Source organism: Streptomyces sp. 549, assembly GCF_030124175.1.
GTDB lineage: Bacteria > Actinomycetota > Actinomycetes > Streptomycetales > Streptomycetaceae > Streptomyces.
In genome coordinates, this window is sequence record NZ_JASKMT010000016.1 from 115,452 (window position 1) to 132,533 (window position 17,082).

Annotated in this window: 16 protein-coding genes and 1 rRNA gene; 4 read left to right on the forward strand and 13 right to left on the reverse strand. The window is 72.5% G+C overall.

The features are described from left to right. Window positions 1–27: 27 nt before the first annotated feature. Window positions 28–1,500, forward strand: a complete 1,473-nt coding sequence (locus QNO07_RS18520; protein WP_283993261.1) for an FAD-binding protein — start codon at window positions 28–30, stop codon at window positions 1,498–1,500. A gap of 220 nt (window positions 1,501–1,720) precedes the next feature. Here the strand turns inward: QNO07_RS18520 and hemB are convergent, their stop codons facing one another. The 6 genes from hemB to QNO07_RS18550 all read right to left on the reverse strand — a co-directional run bounded on the left by hemB (window position 1,721) and on the right by QNO07_RS18550 (window position 8,033). Beyond that, the gene (hemB, locus tag QNO07_RS18525) at window positions 1,721–2,716 is read right to left on the reverse strand and encodes a porphobilinogen synthase (protein WP_283993262.1); all 996 of its coding nucleotides are present in this window, start codon (window positions 2,714–2,716) and stop codon (window positions 1,721–1,723) included. Further along, a complete protein-coding gene (locus tag QNO07_RS18530) occupies window positions 2,713–4,407 on the reverse strand; it encodes a bifunctional uroporphyrinogen-III C-methyltransferase/uroporphyrinogen-III synthase (RefSeq protein ID WP_502961879.1) in 1,695 nt (564 codons plus the stop codon). The genes hemB and QNO07_RS18530 overlap by 4 nt, the downstream gene beginning before the upstream one ends. Next, a complete protein-coding gene (gene hemC / locus QNO07_RS18535; protein WP_283993263.1) occupies window positions 4,404–5,396 on the reverse strand; it encodes a hydroxymethylbilane synthase in 993 nt (330 codons plus the stop codon). Before hemC ends, QNO07_RS18530 begins: the two co-directional genes overlap by 4 nt. After that, a complete protein-coding gene (locus tag QNO07_RS18540) occupies window positions 5,383–6,747 on the reverse strand; it encodes a glutamyl-tRNA reductase (RefSeq protein WP_283993265.1) in 1,365 nt (454 codons plus the stop codon). The genes hemC and QNO07_RS18540 overlap by 14 nt, the downstream gene beginning before the upstream one ends. After that, window positions 6,744–7,568: a redox-sensing transcriptional repressor Rex gene (locus QNO07_RS18545; protein ID WP_283993266.1), complete on the reverse strand. Its 825-nt coding sequence runs from the start codon at window positions 7,566–7,568 to the stop codon at window positions 6,744–6,746. Before QNO07_RS18545 ends, QNO07_RS18540 begins: the two co-directional genes overlap by 4 nt. Before the next feature lie 228 nt (window positions 7,569–7,796). Further along, complete coding sequence (locus QNO07_RS18550; RefSeq protein ID WP_283993267.1) at window positions 7,797–8,033, reverse strand: glutaredoxin family protein; 237 nt, start codon at window positions 8,031–8,033, stop codon at window positions 7,797–7,799. 79 nt (window positions 8,034–8,112) lie between these two features. On the opposite strand from QNO07_RS18550, the gene QNO07_RS18555 reads away from it, so the two are divergent. From QNO07_RS18555 to QNO07_RS18565, 3 genes are all read left to right on the forward strand, one after another. Next, a complete protein-coding gene (locus tag QNO07_RS18555; RefSeq protein WP_283993268.1) occupies window positions 8,113–9,027 on the forward strand; it encodes an HAD family hydrolase in 915 nt (304 codons plus the stop codon). A gap of 367 nt (window positions 9,028–9,394) precedes the next feature. Continuing rightward, the gene (locus QNO07_RS18560) at window positions 9,395–10,192 is read left to right on the forward strand and encodes an ECF subfamily RNA polymerase sigma factor, BldN family (protein ID WP_283993269.1); all 798 of its coding nucleotides are present in this window, start codon (window positions 9,395–9,397) and stop codon (window positions 10,190–10,192) included. Window positions 10,193–10,432: 240 nt separating this feature from the next. Next, window positions 10,433–11,674, forward strand: coding sequence for a DUF5667 domain-containing protein (locus QNO07_RS18565; protein WP_283993270.1), 1,242 nt, complete (start codon window positions 10,433–10,435; stop codon window positions 11,672–11,674). Between the two features lie 107 nt (window positions 11,675–11,781). Here the strand turns inward: QNO07_RS18565 and QNO07_RS18570 are convergent, their stop codons facing one another. The 7 genes from QNO07_RS18570 to rrf all read right to left on the reverse strand — a co-directional run. Next, window positions 11,782–12,888: a lysophospholipid acyltransferase family protein gene (locus tag QNO07_RS18570; RefSeq protein WP_283993271.1), complete on the reverse strand. Its 1,107-nt coding sequence runs from the start codon at window positions 12,886–12,888 to the stop codon at window positions 11,782–11,784. Beyond that, the gene (locus QNO07_RS18575) at window positions 12,881–13,915 is read right to left on the reverse strand and encodes an NAD-dependent epimerase/dehydratase family protein (protein WP_283993272.1); all 1,035 of its coding nucleotides are present in this window, start codon (window positions 13,913–13,915) and stop codon (window positions 12,881–12,883) included. The genes QNO07_RS18570 and QNO07_RS18575 overlap by 8 nt, the downstream gene beginning before the upstream one ends. Before the next feature lie 268 nt (window positions 13,916–14,183). Then, window positions 14,184–14,282 (reverse strand): 30S ribosomal protein bS22, encoded by a 99-nt coding sequence (locus tag QNO07_RS18580; protein WP_003948845.1) that lies wholly within the window; start codon window positions 14,280–14,282, stop codon window positions 14,184–14,186. A 121-nt stretch (window positions 14,283–14,403) separates the two neighbouring features. Continuing rightward, window positions 14,404–14,613, reverse strand: coding sequence for a helix-turn-helix domain-containing protein (locus QNO07_RS18585; RefSeq protein ID WP_191211255.1), 210 nt, complete (start codon window positions 14,611–14,613; stop codon window positions 14,404–14,406). 127 nt (window positions 14,614–14,740) lie between these two features. Continuing rightward, window positions 14,741–15,556, reverse strand: coding sequence for a phosphatase (locus tag QNO07_RS18590; protein ID WP_283993274.1), 816 nt, complete (start codon window positions 15,554–15,556; stop codon window positions 14,741–14,743). A 205-nt stretch (window positions 15,557–15,761) separates the two neighbouring features. Next, on the reverse strand, window positions 15,762–16,931 hold the full coding sequence (locus QNO07_RS18595) for an acetoin utilization protein AcuC (protein ID WP_283993275.1): 1,170 nt from the start codon (window positions 16,929–16,931) through the stop codon (window positions 15,762–15,764). Window positions 16,932–17,007: 76 nt separating this feature from the next. After that, window positions 17,008–17,082: ribosomal RNA gene (gene rrf, locus QNO07_RS18600) — 5S ribosomal RNA — on the reverse strand; the annotation flags it as partial.

Below are 17,082 nucleotides of genomic sequence, written 5' to 3' on the forward strand. Positions count from 1 at the left end.
CCCGCAGAGACGTCGAGAGGAACCCGCATGCGCCTTCCGGAACCGTCCCGCCGCACCGCCCTGCAAGGTCTGGCCGCAGCCGCGGTGGTCGTCGGCTTCGACCCGGCGGCACGCGCCTGGGCCACCGAGCGGAACAGACCGGCCGGCGGCGACTTCGCCCGGACACCCCGCCTGGACGGCACGCTGCTCACCGACCACGCCTCCCGGTCCGCAGCCGCCGACGACTACGGCCACCACGTGCACCGCATGCCAGCCGCCGTGCTGCGCCCCGGCTCCACCGACGACATCGTGAAGATGGTCAGGTTCTGCCGCCGCCACGGCATCCCCGTCGCCCCCCGCGGCCAGGGGCACACCACCAACGGGCAGGCACAGGTCGACAACGGCCTGGTCGTCGAGACCACGCCGCTGGACACCGTCGGCCCGGTGCGCGGCGACACCGTCACCGTGGGCGCGGGCGCGCGCTGGAGCACCGTCGCCCGGGCCGCCCTGGAGCGCGGGCTGACTCCGCCGGTGTTCACCGACTACCTGGAGCTGTCCGTCGGCGGCACCGTCTCCGTCGGCGGGCTCGGCGGCCAGAGCCACCAGCACGGCGCGCAGGTCGACACCGTCACCGAGCTGACGGTCGTCACCGGCGCGGGTGAGCTGGTCCGCTGCTCCCCGAGCAGGCACCGCGACCTGTTCGACGCGGTCCGGGCGGGCCTCGGCCAGTGCGCCATCGTGGTGTCGGCCACCCTGCGCCTGGTGCGCGCGCCCCGCACGGTCCGCCACTACCTGCTGCCCTACACCGACCTGGAGACCTTCCTGGACGACCAGCGGCGGCTGGCCCGGGAGCGGCGCTTCGACTACCTGGAGGGCCAGGTGGCGCCCGACGACAGCGGCGCCTTCACCACCTACCTGATCGAGGCCGTCGCCTACGGCCCGCCCGCCGGGCCCGCGCCCGACGACACCCGCCTACTGGCCGGGCTCCGCCACGACCCGGCGGGCGCCGCCACCGCGGACCTCGACTACTACACGTTCCTCGACCGCCTCGGCCCGGTCGTCGAGCAGCTCAAGGAAGCCGGGCTGTGGTACCAGGCCCACCCCTGGCTCAACCTGCTGCTGCCGGGTGACGAGGTCCGTCCGCTCGCCGCCGAACTGCTCGGCCGCCTGACCCCCGCCGAGGTCGGCCCGGCCGGCGTGGTGCTGCTGTACCCGCTGACCGGCGACCGGCTGCGCACCCCGCTGCTGCGCACGCCCGACGACCCGATGCCGTACCTGCTGGCCGTGCTGCGCACCTGCCCGCCGGAGGACGACGCCACCGTGCGGCGGCTGCTGGCCGCCAACCGGGCGGCGTACGAGACGGTGCGGGACAGCGGCGGCAAGCAGTACCCGGTCGGCTCGATCCCGTTCGGGCCCGCCGACTGGCGCGACCACTTCGGCGCCGCCTGGCCGCAGCTGAGCGCCGCCCGCCGCCGCTACGACCCGGACAACCTGCTCACCCCCGGCCAGCACGTCTTCTGACCGCACGCCACGAGCTGAAGCCCGCCGGCCGGGTCCCGTGGAAGGGGGCCCGGCCGGCGGGCGTCACCGGGAAGCGCAGACCTCGGAGGCCCACTCAGGGGCACGAAGACGCAGAGATGGTCACGGCGGGCCCACGCCTGTGCAGAGCTTGTTACCTCCAGAGTGAGACAAACTCTGCACGGTCGCGGATCATCGCGCTCCGCCCGACCCCGACCGGACCTCAGCGGTCGCGGGACAGCCAGCGGGCGGCCTCGGTGGCCCAGTAGGTCAGGACCAGGCTCGCGCCGGCCCGCTTGAAGCTGGTGAGGGTCTCCAGGATCGCGCGCTCCCGCTCGATCCAGCCCTTCTCCGCGGCGGCCTCGACCATCGCGTACTCGCCGGAGATCTGGTAGACGCCCACCGGCACGCTCACCCGCTCGGTGAAGGTCCGCAGGATGTCCAGGTAGGGCAGGCCCGGCTTGACCATCACCATGTCGGCGCCCTCCTCCAGGTCGAGCGCCAGCTCCCGCAGCGACTCGGCCGCGTTCGCCGGGTCCTGCTGGTAGGTCTTGCGGTCGCCCTTCAGGGACGAGCCCACCGCCTCGCGGAACGGCCCGTAGAACGCCGAGGCGTACTTCGCGGTGTAGGCGAACAGCGACACGTCCTCGTACCCGGCCGCGTCCAGCGCGCCCCGCACATGGCCGATCTGGCCGTCCATCATGCCGCTGGGGCCCAGCACGTGCGCGCCCGCCTCGGCCTGCACCCGGGCCATCTCCGCGTACCGCTCCAGCGTCGCGTCGTTGTCCACCCGGCCCCGGTCGTCGAGCACGCCGCAGTGGCCGTGGTCGGTGTACTCGTCCAGGCACAGGTCGGACATGACGACCAGCTCGTCGCCGATCTCGGCCCGCACGTCCCGCAGCGCCACCTGCAGGATGCCCTGCGGGTCGGTGCCCTGGCTGCCGACGGCGTCCTTCGCCTGCGGCACGCCGAACAGCATCAGGCCGCCCACGCCGGCCTCGACCGCCTCCACGGCGGCCTTGCGCAGCGTGTCCCGGGTGTGCTGGACCACTCCCGGCATCGAGGAGATCGGCACCGGCTCGCTGATGCCCTCCCGCACGAACGCCGGCAGGATCAGGTCGGCCGGGTGCGGCCGGTGCTCGGCGACCATGCGCCGCATGGCCGCCGAGCCGCGCAGCCGCCGCGGCCGGGCGGCGGGAAAGCCGCCGTACGTGCTCACGAGCGGGTCCTCCTCCTCGTCGGCCGCTTCTCACTCGGCCGCTTCACGGCCTCGCCCGCCTCCAGCGCCGCCGCCCGGCGCTCCGCGCCGAAGTCGGCCAGCGCCTCCGCGAGTCTATGCACCGACGGCTCGGGCGACATCACGTCCACCCGCAGCCCGTGCTCCTCGGCGGTCTTCGCGGTGGCCGGGCCGATGCAGGCGATGACCGTCACGTTGTGCGGCTTGCCCGCGATGCCCACCAGGTTGCGGACCGTGCTGGAGGAGGTGAACAGGACCGCGTCGAACCCGCCGCCCTTGATCATCTCGCGGGTGGTGGCCGGCGGCGGCGAGGCGCGGACCGTGCGGTACGCGGTGACGTCGTCGACCTCCCAGCCCAGCTCGATCAGACCGGCGACCAGCGTCTCGGTGGCGATGTCGGCCCGCGGCAGGAACACCCGGTCGATCGGGTCGAAGACCGGGTCGTAGGGCGGCCAGTCCTCCAGCAGCCCGGCGGCCGACTGCTCGCCGCTGGGCACCAGGTCCGGCTTCACGCCGAACTCCACCAGGGCCCGCGCGGTCTGCTCGCCGACCGCGGCGACCTTGATCCCGGCGAACGCCCGCGCGTCCAGCCCGTACTCCTCGAACTTCTCCCGCACCGCCTTCACCGCGTTGACCGAGGTGAACGCGATCCACTCGTAGCGGCCGGTGACGAGGCCCTTGACCGCGCGCTCCATCTGCTGCGGGGTGCGCGGCGGCTCCACGGCGATGGTCGGCACCTCGGCGGGCACCGCGCCGTAGGAGCGCAACTGCTCGGAGAGCGACGCCGACTGCTCCCGCGTGCGCGGCACAAGAACGTTCCAGCCGAACAGCGGCTTGGACTCGAACCAGGCCAGCTGGTCGCGCTGCGCGGGCGCGCTGCGCTCGCCGACGACGGCTATCACCGGCTGGCCGCCGTCCGCCGACGGCAGCACCTTGGCCTGCTTCAGCGTCTGGGCCAGCGTGCCCAGCGTCGCCGACCAGGTCCGCTGCCGCGTGGTGGTGCCGGCGATCGTCACGGTCAGCGGGGTGTCCGGCTTGCGACCGGCGGCGACCAGTTCGGACGCGGCAGCCGTCACCGTCTCCAGCGTGGTGGAGATGACCACCGTCGCGTCGCTGGCCCCCATCTCGGTCCAGCAGCGCTCGTCGGCGGTGCGGGCGTCGACGAAGCGCACGTCGGTGCCGTGCGCGTCCCGCAGCGGCACCCCGGCGTAGGCGGGCACGCCCACGGCCGCGGCGACACCCGGCACCACCTCGAAGGTGATGCCCTCGGCGGCGCACACCAGCATCTCCTGCGCGGCGTCCGCGTCCAGGCCCGGATCACCGGCGACCGCTCGGACGACCCGCTTGCCGTTGCGCGCGGCCGCCATGACAAGATCTGCTGCACCGGCGACTGTGGCGCACGTCTCGTGGTCCGTGTCGTCCACTGCCTGCAGCGGTACGTCCACGCCTGCCCGCGCGTGGGACCGCACGACGGCGTGGACCTCGGGATCCGCGACCAGGACGTCGGCCTGCGCCAGCGCTTCCACTGCGCGCAGAGTCAGCAGTCCCGGGTCTCCGGGTCCGGCACCCAGGAAGGTGACGTGTCCGTTCGCGCCGTACAGATGACGGTTCACGGCTGCCACAGCAGTCGCGGCCGTCGGCGCGGTCGGGTTGTGGGCGGTGGTGGGGCTCAAAGTGCTCGCTCCCCCATCAGACCGGCTGCACCCTTGGCGAGCATCGCGTCGGCGAGTTCACGGCCCATCAGCAGGGACTGGGCCGTCACCTCCTCGGCGGACGACGGCACGGGACCGGTGGCGGACAACTGCACGAGCGCCGAGCCGTCGGTGGTACCGACCACTCCGCGCAGGCGCATCTCGGTGGCAACCTGCCCGTCGGCAAGCAGGTCGGCAAGCGCACCCACGGGTGCGCTGCAGCCGGCCTCCAAGGCGGCGAGCAGGGATCGTTCGGCGGTCACGGCGGCCCGCGTGTGCGGGTCGTCGAGGTGCGCCAGCTGTGCGGCGAGCGCCGCGTTGCCCGCCGCGCACTCCACCGCCAGTGCCCCCTGGCCGGGGGCGGGCAGGACCGCTTCGGGCGAGATCAGCTCGGTGGCCTCACCGAGGCGCCCGAGCCGGCTGAGCCCCGCGGCGGCGAGCACGACGGCGTCGAGCTCCCCGGACCGCACGAACCCGATGCGGGTGTCCACGTTGCCGCGGATGGGCACCGTCTCCACCCGCAGCCCGAGCGACCTGGCCCAGGCGTTGAGCTGCGCCATGCGGCGCGGCGAGCCGGTGCCGACGCGGACCGGGCGCCCGTTACCCGAGGAGGCCAGCTCCTCGAACGTCAGCCCGTCCCGGGCGACGAGGGCGTCCCGGGGGTCCTCCCTGGCGGGCACGGCGGCCACGACCAGGTCGGCGGGCTGGCTGGTGGGCAGGTCCTTCAGCGAGTGCACGGCGAAGTCGATGTCGCCGGCGAGCAGCGCGTCGCGCAGCGCCGACACGAAGACTCCGGTGCCGCCGATCTGCGCCAGCTGCTCCTTGGAGACGTCCCCGTACGTGGTGATCTCCACCAGTTCGACCGGACGGCCGGTGAGCTGCCGGACCTGCTCCGCGATCTGGCCGCTCTGGGCCATCGCGAGCTTGCTGCGGCGGGTGCCCAACCTCAGTGGGCTTTCAATCGCGCTCATTGCCGCTCCTGTTCGGCTTGCTTACCGCGGCGACCGTCGAGGGATCGAGGTCGAAGAGTTCCCGCAGTGCGTCGGCGTAGCCGTCGCCCCCGGGCTCCCCGGCGAGCTGCTTGACGCGCACCGTCGGGGCATGCAGCAGCTTGTCGACGACACGCCGCACGGTCTGGGTGATCTCGGCCCGCTCCTTGGCGTCCAGGCCGGGCAGCCGCCCGTCGAGGCGGGCCATCTCGCCGGCCACGACGTCGGAGGCCATGGTGCGCAGCGCGATCACCGTCGGAGTGATCTTCGCCGCGCGCTGGGCGGCGCCGAAGGCGGCGACCTCGTCGCCGACGATACTGCGCACGGCGTCCACGTCGGCGGCCATCGGGGCGTCGGCGGCGGCCTCGGCCAGCGACTCGATGTCGACCAGCCGGGCCCCGTCCAGGCGGTGCACGGCGGCGTCCACGTCGCGGGGCATGGCCAGGTCGAGCAGGCCCACCGGGCGCCCGGCGGCGGGCGCGCCGGCCCGGACCCGCTCGGCGACGGCCGCCTCGACGACGGCCGCGGACAGCACCAGGCCGGTGGCACCGGTGCAGGACACCACCACGTCGGCCGTCGCCAGTTCACCGGTGACCTCGGCCATCGGGACGACCCGGGTCCGCAGGTGCGGGCCGCTCTGCTCGGCGAGGGTGCCGGCGAGCCGGCGGGCGCGCTCCAACGTCCTGTTGGCGATCACCAGTTCGGTGACACCGGCCCGGGCGAGTGTCGTCGCCGCCAGCGAGGACATCGATCCGGCGCCGATCACCAGGGCGCGCTTGCCCCGGCTCCAGTCGGTGACCTCGGTGCCGTCCGCGAGCTGTTCGAGTCCGAAGGTGACCAGCGACTGGCCGGCCTTGTCGATCCCGGTCTCGCTGTGGGCCCGCTTGCCGACCCGCAGCGCCTGCTGGAAGAGGTCGTTCAGCAGCCGGCCCGCGCTGTGCTGCTCCTGCGCGACGGCCAGCGCGTCCTTGATCTGGCCGAGGATCTGGCCCTCGCCGACCACCATCGAGTCCAGGCCGCAGGCCACCGAGAAGAGGTGGTGGACGGCCCGGTCCTCGTAGTGCACGTACAGGTAGGGGGTGAGCTCCTCCAGGCCGACGCCGCTGTGGTGCGCTAGCAGGGTGGACAGCTCGGCGACACCGGCGTGGAACTTGTCGACGTCGGCGTACAGCTCGATGCGGTTGCAGGTGGAGAGCACCGCCGCCTCGGTGGCGGGTTCGGCGCCCACGACGTCCTGGAGCAGCCGGCCGCGCAGCCCGGGGGGCAGTGCGGCGCGCTCCAGCACGCTGACCGGCGCGCTGCGGTGGCTCAGTCCGACGACGAGGAGGCTCATGCCGGCATCACGGCGGGGACGTCCCCGTCAGGTCCCGACTCGGGCCCGGATGTGGTGGGACCGTCCTCGCGGGTGGCGGCCGTCGAGGCGCGGCGGCGGGTGACGGTGGCCGCCGGGGGCGCCACGGGCCCGCCGGTCTCCTCCTCCAGCAGTGCCTCCTCGCCGGCCTTGCGCTGCTCGTGGAAGGCGAGGATCTGCAGTTCTATGGAGAGGTCGACCTTGCGCACGTCGACGCCCTCGGGCACGGACAGCACCGTGGGCGCGAAGTTGAGGATCGAGGTGATCCCGGCGGCGACGAGCCGGTCGCAGACCTGCTGGGCCGCGCCGGCGGGGGTGGCGATCACGCCGATCGAGACCCCGTTGTCGTCGATGATCTTCTCCAGCTCGTCGGTGTGCTGGACCTCGATGCCGGCCACCGGCTTGCCGGCCATCGCCGGGTCGGCGTCGATGAGCGCGGCGACCCGGAAGCCGCGGGAGGCGAACCCGCCGTAGTTGGCGAGCGCCGCACCGAGGTTTCCGATGCCGACGATGACGACGGGCCAGTCCTGGGTCAGGCCCAGTTCGCGTGAGATCTGGTAGACGAGGTACTCCACGTCGTACCCGACGCCCCGGGTGCCGTAGGAGCCCAGGTAGGAGAAGTCCTTGCGGAGCTTGGCGGAGTTCACCCCGGCCGCGGTGGCCAGTTCCTCCGACGACACCGTGGGCACCGAGCGCTCGGAGAGCGCGGTGAGGGCCCGCAGGTACAGCGGAAGACGGGCGACGGTGGCCTCGGGAATCCCTCGGCTCCGGGTCGCCGGTCGATGAGTTCGGCCAGTTGCCACGGTGCTCCTGCCGTTTACGCGAAGAGGTGAGCGGCCACGTGCGCCACGCACGTCCGGGCCGCCCCATCGACTCCAGGCTATGCCTTTGTGAACGCGTGCACAAAGATGGTGTCCGATTTGTCCGTCCGAAGTGACCGGCGCCACATACAGCGATGGGGACACGCGGCCACACTCCTCACGTATACGCCCCCGGAGGGCAAAACGAACTTGATGGTAGTCGAGTCCCGGTCAAGCTCCCAGCGCGCTGCGCAGCCGCTTCGGGTCCACCCGCCAGAAGTCGTGCTGGGCGCCGTCCACGAGCACCACCGGGATCTGCTCCCAGTAGGCGTCGTGGAGGGCCGGGTCCTGGGTGATGTCCTTCTCCTCCCAGGCGTGGCCGGTCTCGGCGCAGATCTCGGCCACCGTGCGGCGGGCGTCGTCGCACAGGTGGCAGCCGGGCTTTCCGATCAGCGTGACAGTCTTCATACGGACATTGTCCCGCTCGTCCGGGCCGCGCCATCCCCACGTAACCGGCCGGGCACGCGGGGATCGCTATGCTCGCCGCATGGGCTCACTGGCTTGGCTCACCCCCCGTAGGCGCTCGGCGACCGCACGCAGCGTGCTGGCAGGCGAGGCCGCCGCCGAGGCGGCCCGCAAGACCGAGGTGGAGCAGCCGGCACCGGAGGAACCCGAGTTCCCGGTGTCCGGCGACGTGCACGCGGCGGCGTTCTTCGACCTCGACAACACCGTGATGCAGGGCGCCTCCCTGTTCCACCTCGGCCGCGGCCTCTACAAACGCGACTTCTTCCGCAAGCGCGAGCTGCTCCGCTTCGCCTGGCAGCAGACGTACTTCCGCCTCGCCGGCTCGGAGAACCCCGAGCACATGGCGGACGTGCGCAGCAGCGCGCTGTCCATCGTGCGCGGCCACAGCGTGTCCGAACTCACCGAGATCGGCGAGGACGTCTACGACGAGTACATGGCCGGGCGGATCTGGCCGGGCACCCGCGCGCTCGCCCAGGCCCACCTGGACGCCGGGCAGAAGGTGTGGCTGGTCACCGCCGCACCCGTGGAGACGGCCACCATCATCGCCCGGCGCCTGGGCCTGACCGGCGCGTTGGGGACGGTGGCGGAGTCGGTCGACGGCGTCTACACCGGCCGCCTGGTGGGCGAGCCGCTGCACGGCCCGGCGAAGGCCGAGGCGGTCCGCGCGCTGGCCGTGGCGGAGGACCTGGACCTGGACCGCTGCGCCGCGTACAGCGACTCGGCGAACGACATCCCGATGCTGTCGCTCGTCGGATATCCGTATGCGATCAATCCTGACAGCAGACTGCGCACACACGCGCGCAAAAACGGTTGGCGGCTGCGCGACTACCGCACCGGGCGCAAGGCCGCGAAGGTGGGCATTCCCGCCGCCGCCGGGGTCGGCGCGGTGGCCGGCGGCGCGGCGGCCGCGATGGCCCTGCATCGCCGCCGCCGCTAGGGCGAGCGGCCGTCCGCCGTGCCACGTGCGCGGAGCCGGCGGGACCGCGCGGGGCACGGCGAGGGCCATCGGGGGTGTCTGCCCCGACGAGGGCCGAGGCAGTCCTCCGGTAGCAGATCCGCCACAACTGCCCCCGCAGTCGGTCCGAATTCGTCCTCAAGTGATCAGAAATCATCTCGCACTTGATACCCATGTGTTCAACAACCAGTAACAGAGCAAACCGAATCGGCGATTTCGGCAACTGGGCGTAGCACGCCCTGCACGAAGCGTTATTCTCCTCAGACGCATTCCGGGTGCCTCCGCGTCCTTCACGGGACCGGCGAGCACTCGCACTGCACGTGATGAAAGCTCTGCCTCTGGGAGTCCCGTGTACCCACACGTCGGGGTTGACGCCTCGGGCCTGGCTACGCTGCGCACGACGGTCGCCGACCAGTTGCGCGCACTCGTCCACGTCCCCACCGTGTACGCCATCCCGGCTTTCGCCGCGCCCGCTCCCGTAGGCCCCGCCTACGCGCTGGCCGACGGAGCCACCAGCGCCGCCACCCCCGCCGTGGGCAGACGAACCCGCACCGGGGCCGCAGGCACCTCCACCGCCCGCCGGCCGGCGGCCGACAGCGACAGCCGCCGCATGATGGACCTCGTCGAACGCGCACAGGACGGCGAGGCCGAAGCCTTCGGGCAGCTCTACGACCAGTACTCCGACACGGTCTACCGCTACATCTACTACCGCGTCGGCGGCCGGGCCACCGCCGAGGACCTCACCAGTGAGACGTTCCTGCGCGCACTGCGCCGCATCGGGACGTTCACCTGGCAGGGCCGCGACTTCGGCGCCTGGCTGGTCACCATCGCCCGCAACCTGGTCGCCGACCACTTCAAGTCCAGCCGCTTCCGGCTGGAGGTCACCACCGGCGAGATGCTCGACGCCAACGAGGTGGCCCGCAGCCCGGAGGACTCGGTCCTGGAGCACCTGTCGAACGCGGCACTGCTCGAGGCCGTGCGCAAGCTCAACCCCCAGCAGATGGAGTGCGTGACGCTGCGCTTCCTCCAGGGGCTGTCCGTGGCCGAGACGGCACGGGTGATGGGCAAGAACGAGGGTGCCATCAAGACCCTCCAGTACCGGGCGGTCCGCACCCTCGCCCGGCTCCTCCCGGACGACGCGCGATAACAGCAGGTAACCAGTCATGACACTCGGGTCACCGACGGGGCCGTCCCGGCGGAAACCGCCGCAGTCACATCATCGCCAGTCCGTAACCCGAGTGCGCTGCCGCTCGTTGTGGGGTTTGCAGACTCCCAGCGGTCTCCGCCTGCCCGACTCCTGTCACTCGTTCGGGCGTAAGCACGGGGAACGTGCAACCTTCCATATGGGGCCGGGAGTCAACCGTGCTGACGAGAGGAGGTGCCGCCCGTGATCGGATCCGTGTCATCGAGTCGACGGGCCAACGCCTTCGCCCAGGCCCTGGATGAGCGCGACACCGGGGGCGCAGGTGTCCGGAGCGAGGACAGTGCCACCGGCGTCCCCGCCGACCGGAGCGGGCCGGCGGAGGAGCGCGAGCAGGCGCTGATGCTCACGCTCGCCGAAGGGCTGGGCGGAGTTCCCAGACCGGAACTGGCCGAGGAGGTGAAGACCGTCCAGCGCGCGCAGCTGGTGGCCGCCATGGAGGCCCAGTTCGCTTCCGGCGCCTCCCAGGTACCCGCGCAGCGCGACCGCTCCCGCAAGGGCTCGCACCGCGCGACCCCGCTCAGCCCGCTGGGCAGGCTGCGCCCCAGGTCCCGGCTGACCAAGGGGCTCGCCGCCGGCGGCCTCACCGTCGGCGTGGCCGCCGGTGCGTTCAGCGGGGTAGCCGCCGCCAGTACCGATGCCCTTCCGGGCGACACGCTCTACGGGCTGAAGCGCGGCATGGAGGACCTCAAGCTGGACCTCGCGGGCGGCGACGCCGAGCGCGGCGTGGTCCACCTCGACCACGCCTCCACCCGCATGCACGAGGCCCGCAGGCTGATGGAGCGCGGCAAGTCGGGACCGCTCGACCACGAGTCGCTCGCCGAGGTCCGCAAGGCCCTCAACGCGATGTGGAGCAACGCCTCCGAGGGGCACCGCCTGCTCAACCAGGCGCACGCCCGCGACGGCCGGATGGGCCCGCTGCAGTCCCTCTCCGCCTTCACCCAGTCCCACCGCAAGGGCTGGGGCCAGCTCCGCGCCCAGCTCCCCGTCCAGCTCAAGGACGTCAGCGACCAGGTCAGCTCCCTCTTCGAGGCCATGGAGGAGGACGCCAGTCCGCTGGAGTCGCTGCTGCCGTCCGAAGGCAGCGGTGAACGCACCCCGGACCGCGCCCCGGGCGTCGGAAACGGCACCGGCGAGGAACCGGGCGACGGCCCGTCCGCGGTCGCGCCCGACGGACGCCCCTCCGACGGCCGGACGACCGGCACCGAGCAGCCGGGCAGCACCAAGCCCGAGCAGAAGGAGAGCGGCGGCCTGGTCGGAGGCGCGGGCGGCCTGCTGGACCCCCCGGCGAAGGAGGCCCCGTCCGAGTCCGGCGGCAAGGAGAAGGAGGGCGAGAAGGAGCCCTATCTCCCCGCGCCCGACATCACCCTGCCGCCGCTACTGCCCGGCGGCCTGCCGGGCCTCGGCCTGGAGACCGGCGACAACTGAGAGCTGTCCGACGCCCGCGCGGTGGGCCCGGCGTTCCGTACGGAGGAACGCCGGGCCCACCGCCGTGCGCACGCCCTGAACGGCGGCGTGGGCCTTGAGCGCGGGAGTTAGAAGAACACCGACCGGCGCTGCACCAGCAGCTTGTACAGCGTGTGCTGGATCGTCTCGCGCACCTGGTCGGTCAGGTTGAACATCAGCATCGGGTCGTCCGCCGCCTCCGGCTCGAAGGCGTCGGTGTGGATGGGTTCGCCGAACTGGATGGTCCACTTCGTCGGCAGCGGCACCAGTCCCAGCGGCCCCAGCCACGGGAACGTGGGCGTCAGCGGGAAGTAGGGGAAGCCCAGCAGCCGGGCGACGGTGCGCGCGTTGCCGACCATCGGGTGGATCTCCTCCGCGCCGACGATCGAGCAGGGCACGATCGGCACGCCCGCGCGCAGCGCGGTGGAGACGAACCCGCCCCGCCCGAACCGCTGCAGCTTGTAGCGGTCGGAGAACGGCTTGCCGATGCCCTTGAAGCCCTCCGGCATCACACCGACGACCTCGCCCCGCTCCAGCAGCCGCTGGGCGTCCTCAGCGCACGCCAGGGTGTGTCCCGCCTTGCGGGCGAGCTCGTTGACCACCGGCAGCACGAACACCAGGTCGGCGGCGAGCAGCCGCAGGTGCCGGCCGGCGGGGTGCTCGTCGTGCACGGCCATCTGCATCATCAGGCCGTCCCACGGCAGCGTGCCGGAGTGGTTGGCCACCACCAGGGCGCCGCCCTTAGCCGGGATGTTCTCGACCCCGCGGACCTCCACCCTGAAGTACGTCTCGTACAGCGGGCGCAGCAGCGCCGTCAGCACCTGGTCGGTCAGCTCGGCGTCGTAGCCGAACTCGTCGACCTCGTACTCGCCGGTGATGCGGCGCCGCAGGAAGGACAGCCCGTCCGCGGCCCGGCGGTCCCAGCCCGAACCCAGCACCCGGTCCAGCAGGCCGTGCGGACGCGCCTCGGGGGCCGCGGCGGCGCCCGTCGTCTCCCCGGCGCCCCCGGCCGCCGCCGGGCCCGTGGGGGCCGGGGTGGGCGGTTCCTCGGGCACGGGCGCCAGCTGCGGCACCGGGGACCCTGCGGCCCGGCGGCGGCCCGTTCCCCGTCCGGCCGGACGGCTGCCGCGCCCGGCGGCACCACCGGAGCTGCGGGCGCGGTCGTCGTCGAACGGGATGACCTTGGCGTCAGCCATGGCGGACGGCCTCCTCGATGCGGTCCACTGCCCGTGCCAGCGCCCGGGGCGGCAGCAGCCCCGGACCGTGGCAGCGGGCGAAGTCGGCGAAGGTGCCTGCGGTGCTGTGCATGGGGACGAACCCCAGCACCTCACGCATCTGGTCGGTGCGGACGACCCGGCCGTGGGTGAGCAGGCGGATCTGTTCCGGGGAGAAGTCGCTGGCGCCGACGGTCCGCAGCGCGGTGCCGGCCCAGCGGATCGCGGGCAGCAGCAGCGGCAACGTCGGGCGTCCCAGCCGGCGGGCGCACTGCGACAGCAGCAGCACCCCGTCCCCGGCGATGTTGAAGGTCCCCGCGTTGAGCGTGCCGCGCGGCGGGTCCCCCGCCGACAGCGCGAGCACCTCGATGGCGTCGTCCTCGTGGATGAACTGCAGACGCGGGTCGTAGCCGAACACCGTCGGCAGCACGGGCAGCTTGAAGTACTCGGCGAGCGGCGTGTCCGCGCTCGGGCCGAGGATGTTCGCGAAGCGCAGCACCGTCACGGCGACGTCGGGCCGCCGCCGGGCGAACCCGCGCACGTAGCCCTCCACTTCGACGGCGTCCTTGGCGAAGCCGCCGCTGGGCAGGGCCTTGGGCACGGTGGACTCGACGAAGACCGCCGGGTCGCGCGGCGCGGAGCCGTACACGTTGGTGCTGGACTTCACCACCAGCCGCTGCACCGCGGGCGCCTTCTGGCAGGCACCGAGCAGCTGCATGGTGCCGATGACGTTGGTCTCCTTGAGCGTGGTGCGACTCCCACGCGGACCGAGCGGCGTCCCGGTGACGTCCAGGTGCACGACCGTGTCGACGGCGTGCTCGACGACGAGCTTCCCAATGGCCGGCTGCCGGATGTCGGCCCGCACGAACTCGGCGCCGCCCAGCGAGTGCGGCGGCGTCACGGCGTCCACCGCGATCACCCGGTCGACGTCCGGCTCCCGCAGGACGCGGCGCACGAACCTGCCGCCGAGCTGGCGTGCGGCTCCGGTGACCAGAACGACTCTGCCCAAGGCCCCTCCTCGACGCTGGTAACCGACCGCGTCCGCACTCGCGACCACAGCTCACGCCCACCGTATCCGCTGGGCGTGACGGTGTCGTGACCGCGCACACGGCACGTCTCGTGTCACAGGCGCCCCGCGTGCCCCCGACCCGCCGTCCGACCGCGTACCCGGTGACACCATGCGGACACATGCGGACACACTGCGGCCCTCCCACCGTCGGAACGGTGGGAGGGCCGCAGTGTGTCGGTCCTTCAGGACCAGCGTGTCACGCGATCGCTCACTTCTTGTTGCGACGCTGCACACGCGTGCGCTTGAGCAGCTTGCGGTGCTTCTTCTTCGCCATCCGCTTGCGCCGCTTCTTGATAACAGAGCCCACGACTACCCTCGCTCACTTCGATTCACTCGGTGCGGGGCGTCCGAGCCCACACTACCTACGTCGGCCCAGCCTACCCGCCGCCGAGTGGTGCTCGGAAACCGAGGGCGATCGACGGCCCCCCTCAGGCGCTCTCCACCCCCACATAGGACTGTTGAAGGTACTCGTGGACGGCGTTCTCGGGGACCCGGAAGGACCTTCCCACCCGGATCGCCGGCAGATGACCGCTGTGCACCAACCGGTACACGGTCATCTTGGACACACGCATCACCGCAGCGACTTCCGCCACAGTCAGAAAGTTGACCTCGCTCAGAGGCTTCTCACCAGCAGCCATGTCACACCTGACCTTCCGCACATGTCGGGCACCGGCTTCCCCTCCGGTGACTCCATCTCGCATGCGCGCTCCTCCCCAGATTAGGGGCGGGTGATGCAAGTGGGGAAGAGGAGTAGCGATCGGCCTCCTACTGTGACAGACACGCGCGTTTGAGTACATAGCGCGTGAGCGGGCGGTAGCACTCGGACCGCGCAGAGTCATCCAGGGGGACGGCGACGGCCACCTGACCCTCGGCCTGGCCGACGAACACCGCGGGGTCGTCGGCGTCCGCCGGCCCCATCGCCTCGACCCCCAGCTGACCTGCACCGCAGACCCATCCGTGGTCACCGACGACCAGTGCAGGAAGAGGCCCTCGACCGGTCGCGGCGGCCTCCAGGGCCACCCTCAACGGCAGCGGGGAATGAGTGTGTGCGCCCGGCGCATCCAGCGAGGTCCGCGCGCCGGCCACGCGGACCAGTGCGACGCCGCGTACGTAGGAAAGGCCGTACGTGCGTACGCCGAACCGGGTCGTTATGTCGACACATCGTCCAGCGCCGGGAGTGAGCACCGGGCAGCCGGCCGCGGAGAGCCCCGCCGCCAAGTCGGCGTAGAAGTCCAGGAGACGGGAGGGGTGCCCGGTGCCGAACAGCACCGGCTGACCGCGTGACGCGGCCTGCGACAGCCGTTCGGCGAAGCGGTCGAGGGCCGCGACGGTACGGACGGGGTCGATGGTGTCGGCGCCCCGGACCAGCCCCGGGTCCGCGGACACCCCGCACTCCGCCGCCATGAGGGCCAGCAGCTCCGGGACCGTCCACGCCCGTGCGGGTTCCAGCCCGAGCAGCGCCCTCGGGTCGCGGGCCGCGAACATGCGGTAGCGCAGCAGGCTCTTCTCGCGCTGCGTGCTCACCGGCCCGGCCAGTCCCGCAGCGAGCAGGTGCGCCCGCAGGGCGTGCTCAGTCGACACACTCGGCATGATGGAACGTCAGCGGCCCGCGGCAGCCGGACAACCGCCGCGGACCACCCTTCGCATGTTGTTCCGACGGGCGGGCGGCGACGGGCCGGTGACGGGTGGTTGCCCGACGGGCTGCTCTACCGACGGACTGCTCCATCGACGGGCTGCACTGCCGACCGGCAGTTCCCCACCGGGCGCTTGTTCCACCGGGCGGTTGTCAGGGCAGCAGGCCGTGGGCGGGGAAGGCCGCACGCCGGGTGGCGAGTACCGCCTGGTCGAGCGCGTTGGCCGGGTCGTAGCCGTCCTCCCAGGGACGCCACTCGGGGTCCCTGCCGTCCGTCATGCGTCGCGGCGCCTTCTGCATGGTGCGGGCGTAGACCGCGTGCCGCCACTCGTCCGGGGTGTCGGTTGCCGGCGGCACGGGCCGCCCTGCGGCGATGGCCACCAGGTGCGTCCAGGTGCGGGGAACGACGTCGACGACTGCGTAACCGCCGCCGCCGAGCGCGAGCCACCGGCCGTCGGCGAAGTCGTGCGCCCAGCCGTGCAGGGCCTCGGCGGCGGCCCGCTGCGCGTCCACGGTGACCGCGAGATGCGCGAGCGGGTCGTCGAGGTGGGTGTCCGCGCCGTGCTGCGTGACGAGCACCGACGGGCGGAAGGAGTCCAGCAGGTCGGGCACCACGCTGTGCAGGGCCCGCAGCCAGCCGCCGTCGGCGGTCCCGGCCGGCAGCGCCACGTTGACCGCCATGCCCTCCGCGCCCTGCGCCCCGCACTCCTCGGGCCAGCCGGTTCCAGGGAAGAGCACCCGGGGGTGCTCGTGCAGCGAGATGGTGAGGACCCGGGGGTCGTCCCAGAACGCGGCCTGCACGCCGTCGCCGTGGTGCACGTCGATGTCCACGTAGGCGACCCGCTCGGCGCCGAGTTCCAGCAGCCGCGCGATGGCGAGCGCGGCGTCGTTGTACACGCAGAAGCCCGAAGCGCCGCCCGGCATCGCGTGGTGCAGGCCGCCAGCGAAGTTGACGGCGTGCGTGACGTCGCCGCGCCAGACGGCTTCGGCCGCGCTGACCGACTGGCCGGCGATGAGCGCGGAGGCCTCGTGCATGTTGCGGAAGGCCGGGACGTCCTCGGTGCCAAGCCCGTAGGACCCGTCGGCACTTCGCGGGTCGGCGGAGGCCCGCTTGACCGCCTCCACGTAGTCACGGTGATGGACCATGCGCAGAGTCGCGTCCCCCGCCGGGGGCGCGGACACCACGCGGGCGTCCCGGTCCAGTCCGAACGCCTCGACGAGGCGCATGGTCAGCGCCAGCCGGACGGGGTCCATCGGATGCTGGGGTCCGAAGTCGTAGTTGGTGACTGCCTCGTCCCACATCACCTGCGCGCCGCCGCTCATACCCGCCACCGTATAGGCAGCCGTGAACGCAGGAAAGCCCCGCTGGTTTCCCAGCAGGGCTTCCCTCGCAATAATTGTTCGGCGGCGTCCTACTCTCCCACACGCTCCCGCATGCAGTACCATCGGCGCTGAAAGGCTTAGCTTCCGGGTT

Excerpts from the sequence above, each read along its gene's own strand:
- QNO07_RS18520 (WP_283993261.1), top strand. The coding sequence starts at position 28 with ATGCGCCTTCCGGAACCGTCCCGCCGCACCGCCCTGCAAGGTCTGGCC.
- QNO07_RS18540 (WP_283993265.1), bottom strand. The coding sequence starts at position 6,747 with ATGAGCCTCCTCGTCGTCGGACTGAGCCACCGCAGCGCGCCGGTCAGC.
- QNO07_RS18570 (WP_283993271.1), bottom strand. The coding sequence starts at position 12,888 with ATGGCTGACGCCAAGGTCATCCCGTTCGACGACGACCGCGCCCGCAGC.
- QNO07_RS18595 (WP_283993275.1), bottom strand. The coding sequence starts at position 16,931 with ATGAGCGGCGGCGCGCAGGTGATGTGGGACGAGGCAGTCACCAACTAC.
- QNO07_RS18550 (WP_283993267.1), bottom strand. The coding sequence starts at position 8,033 with ATGAAGACTGTCACGCTGATCGGAAAGCCCGGCTGCCACCTGTGCGAC.
- QNO07_RS18585 (WP_191211255.1), bottom strand. The coding sequence starts at position 14,613 with ATGGCTGCTGGTGAGAAGCCTCTGAGCGAGGTCAACTTTCTGACTGTG.
- QNO07_RS18555 (WP_283993268.1), top strand. The coding sequence starts at position 8,113 with ATGGGCTCACTGGCTTGGCTCACCCCCCGTAGGCGCTCGGCGACCGCA.
- hemC (WP_283993263.1), bottom strand. The coding sequence starts at position 5,396 with ATGAGCGCGATTGAAAGCCCACTGAGGTTGGGCACCCGCCGCAGCAAG.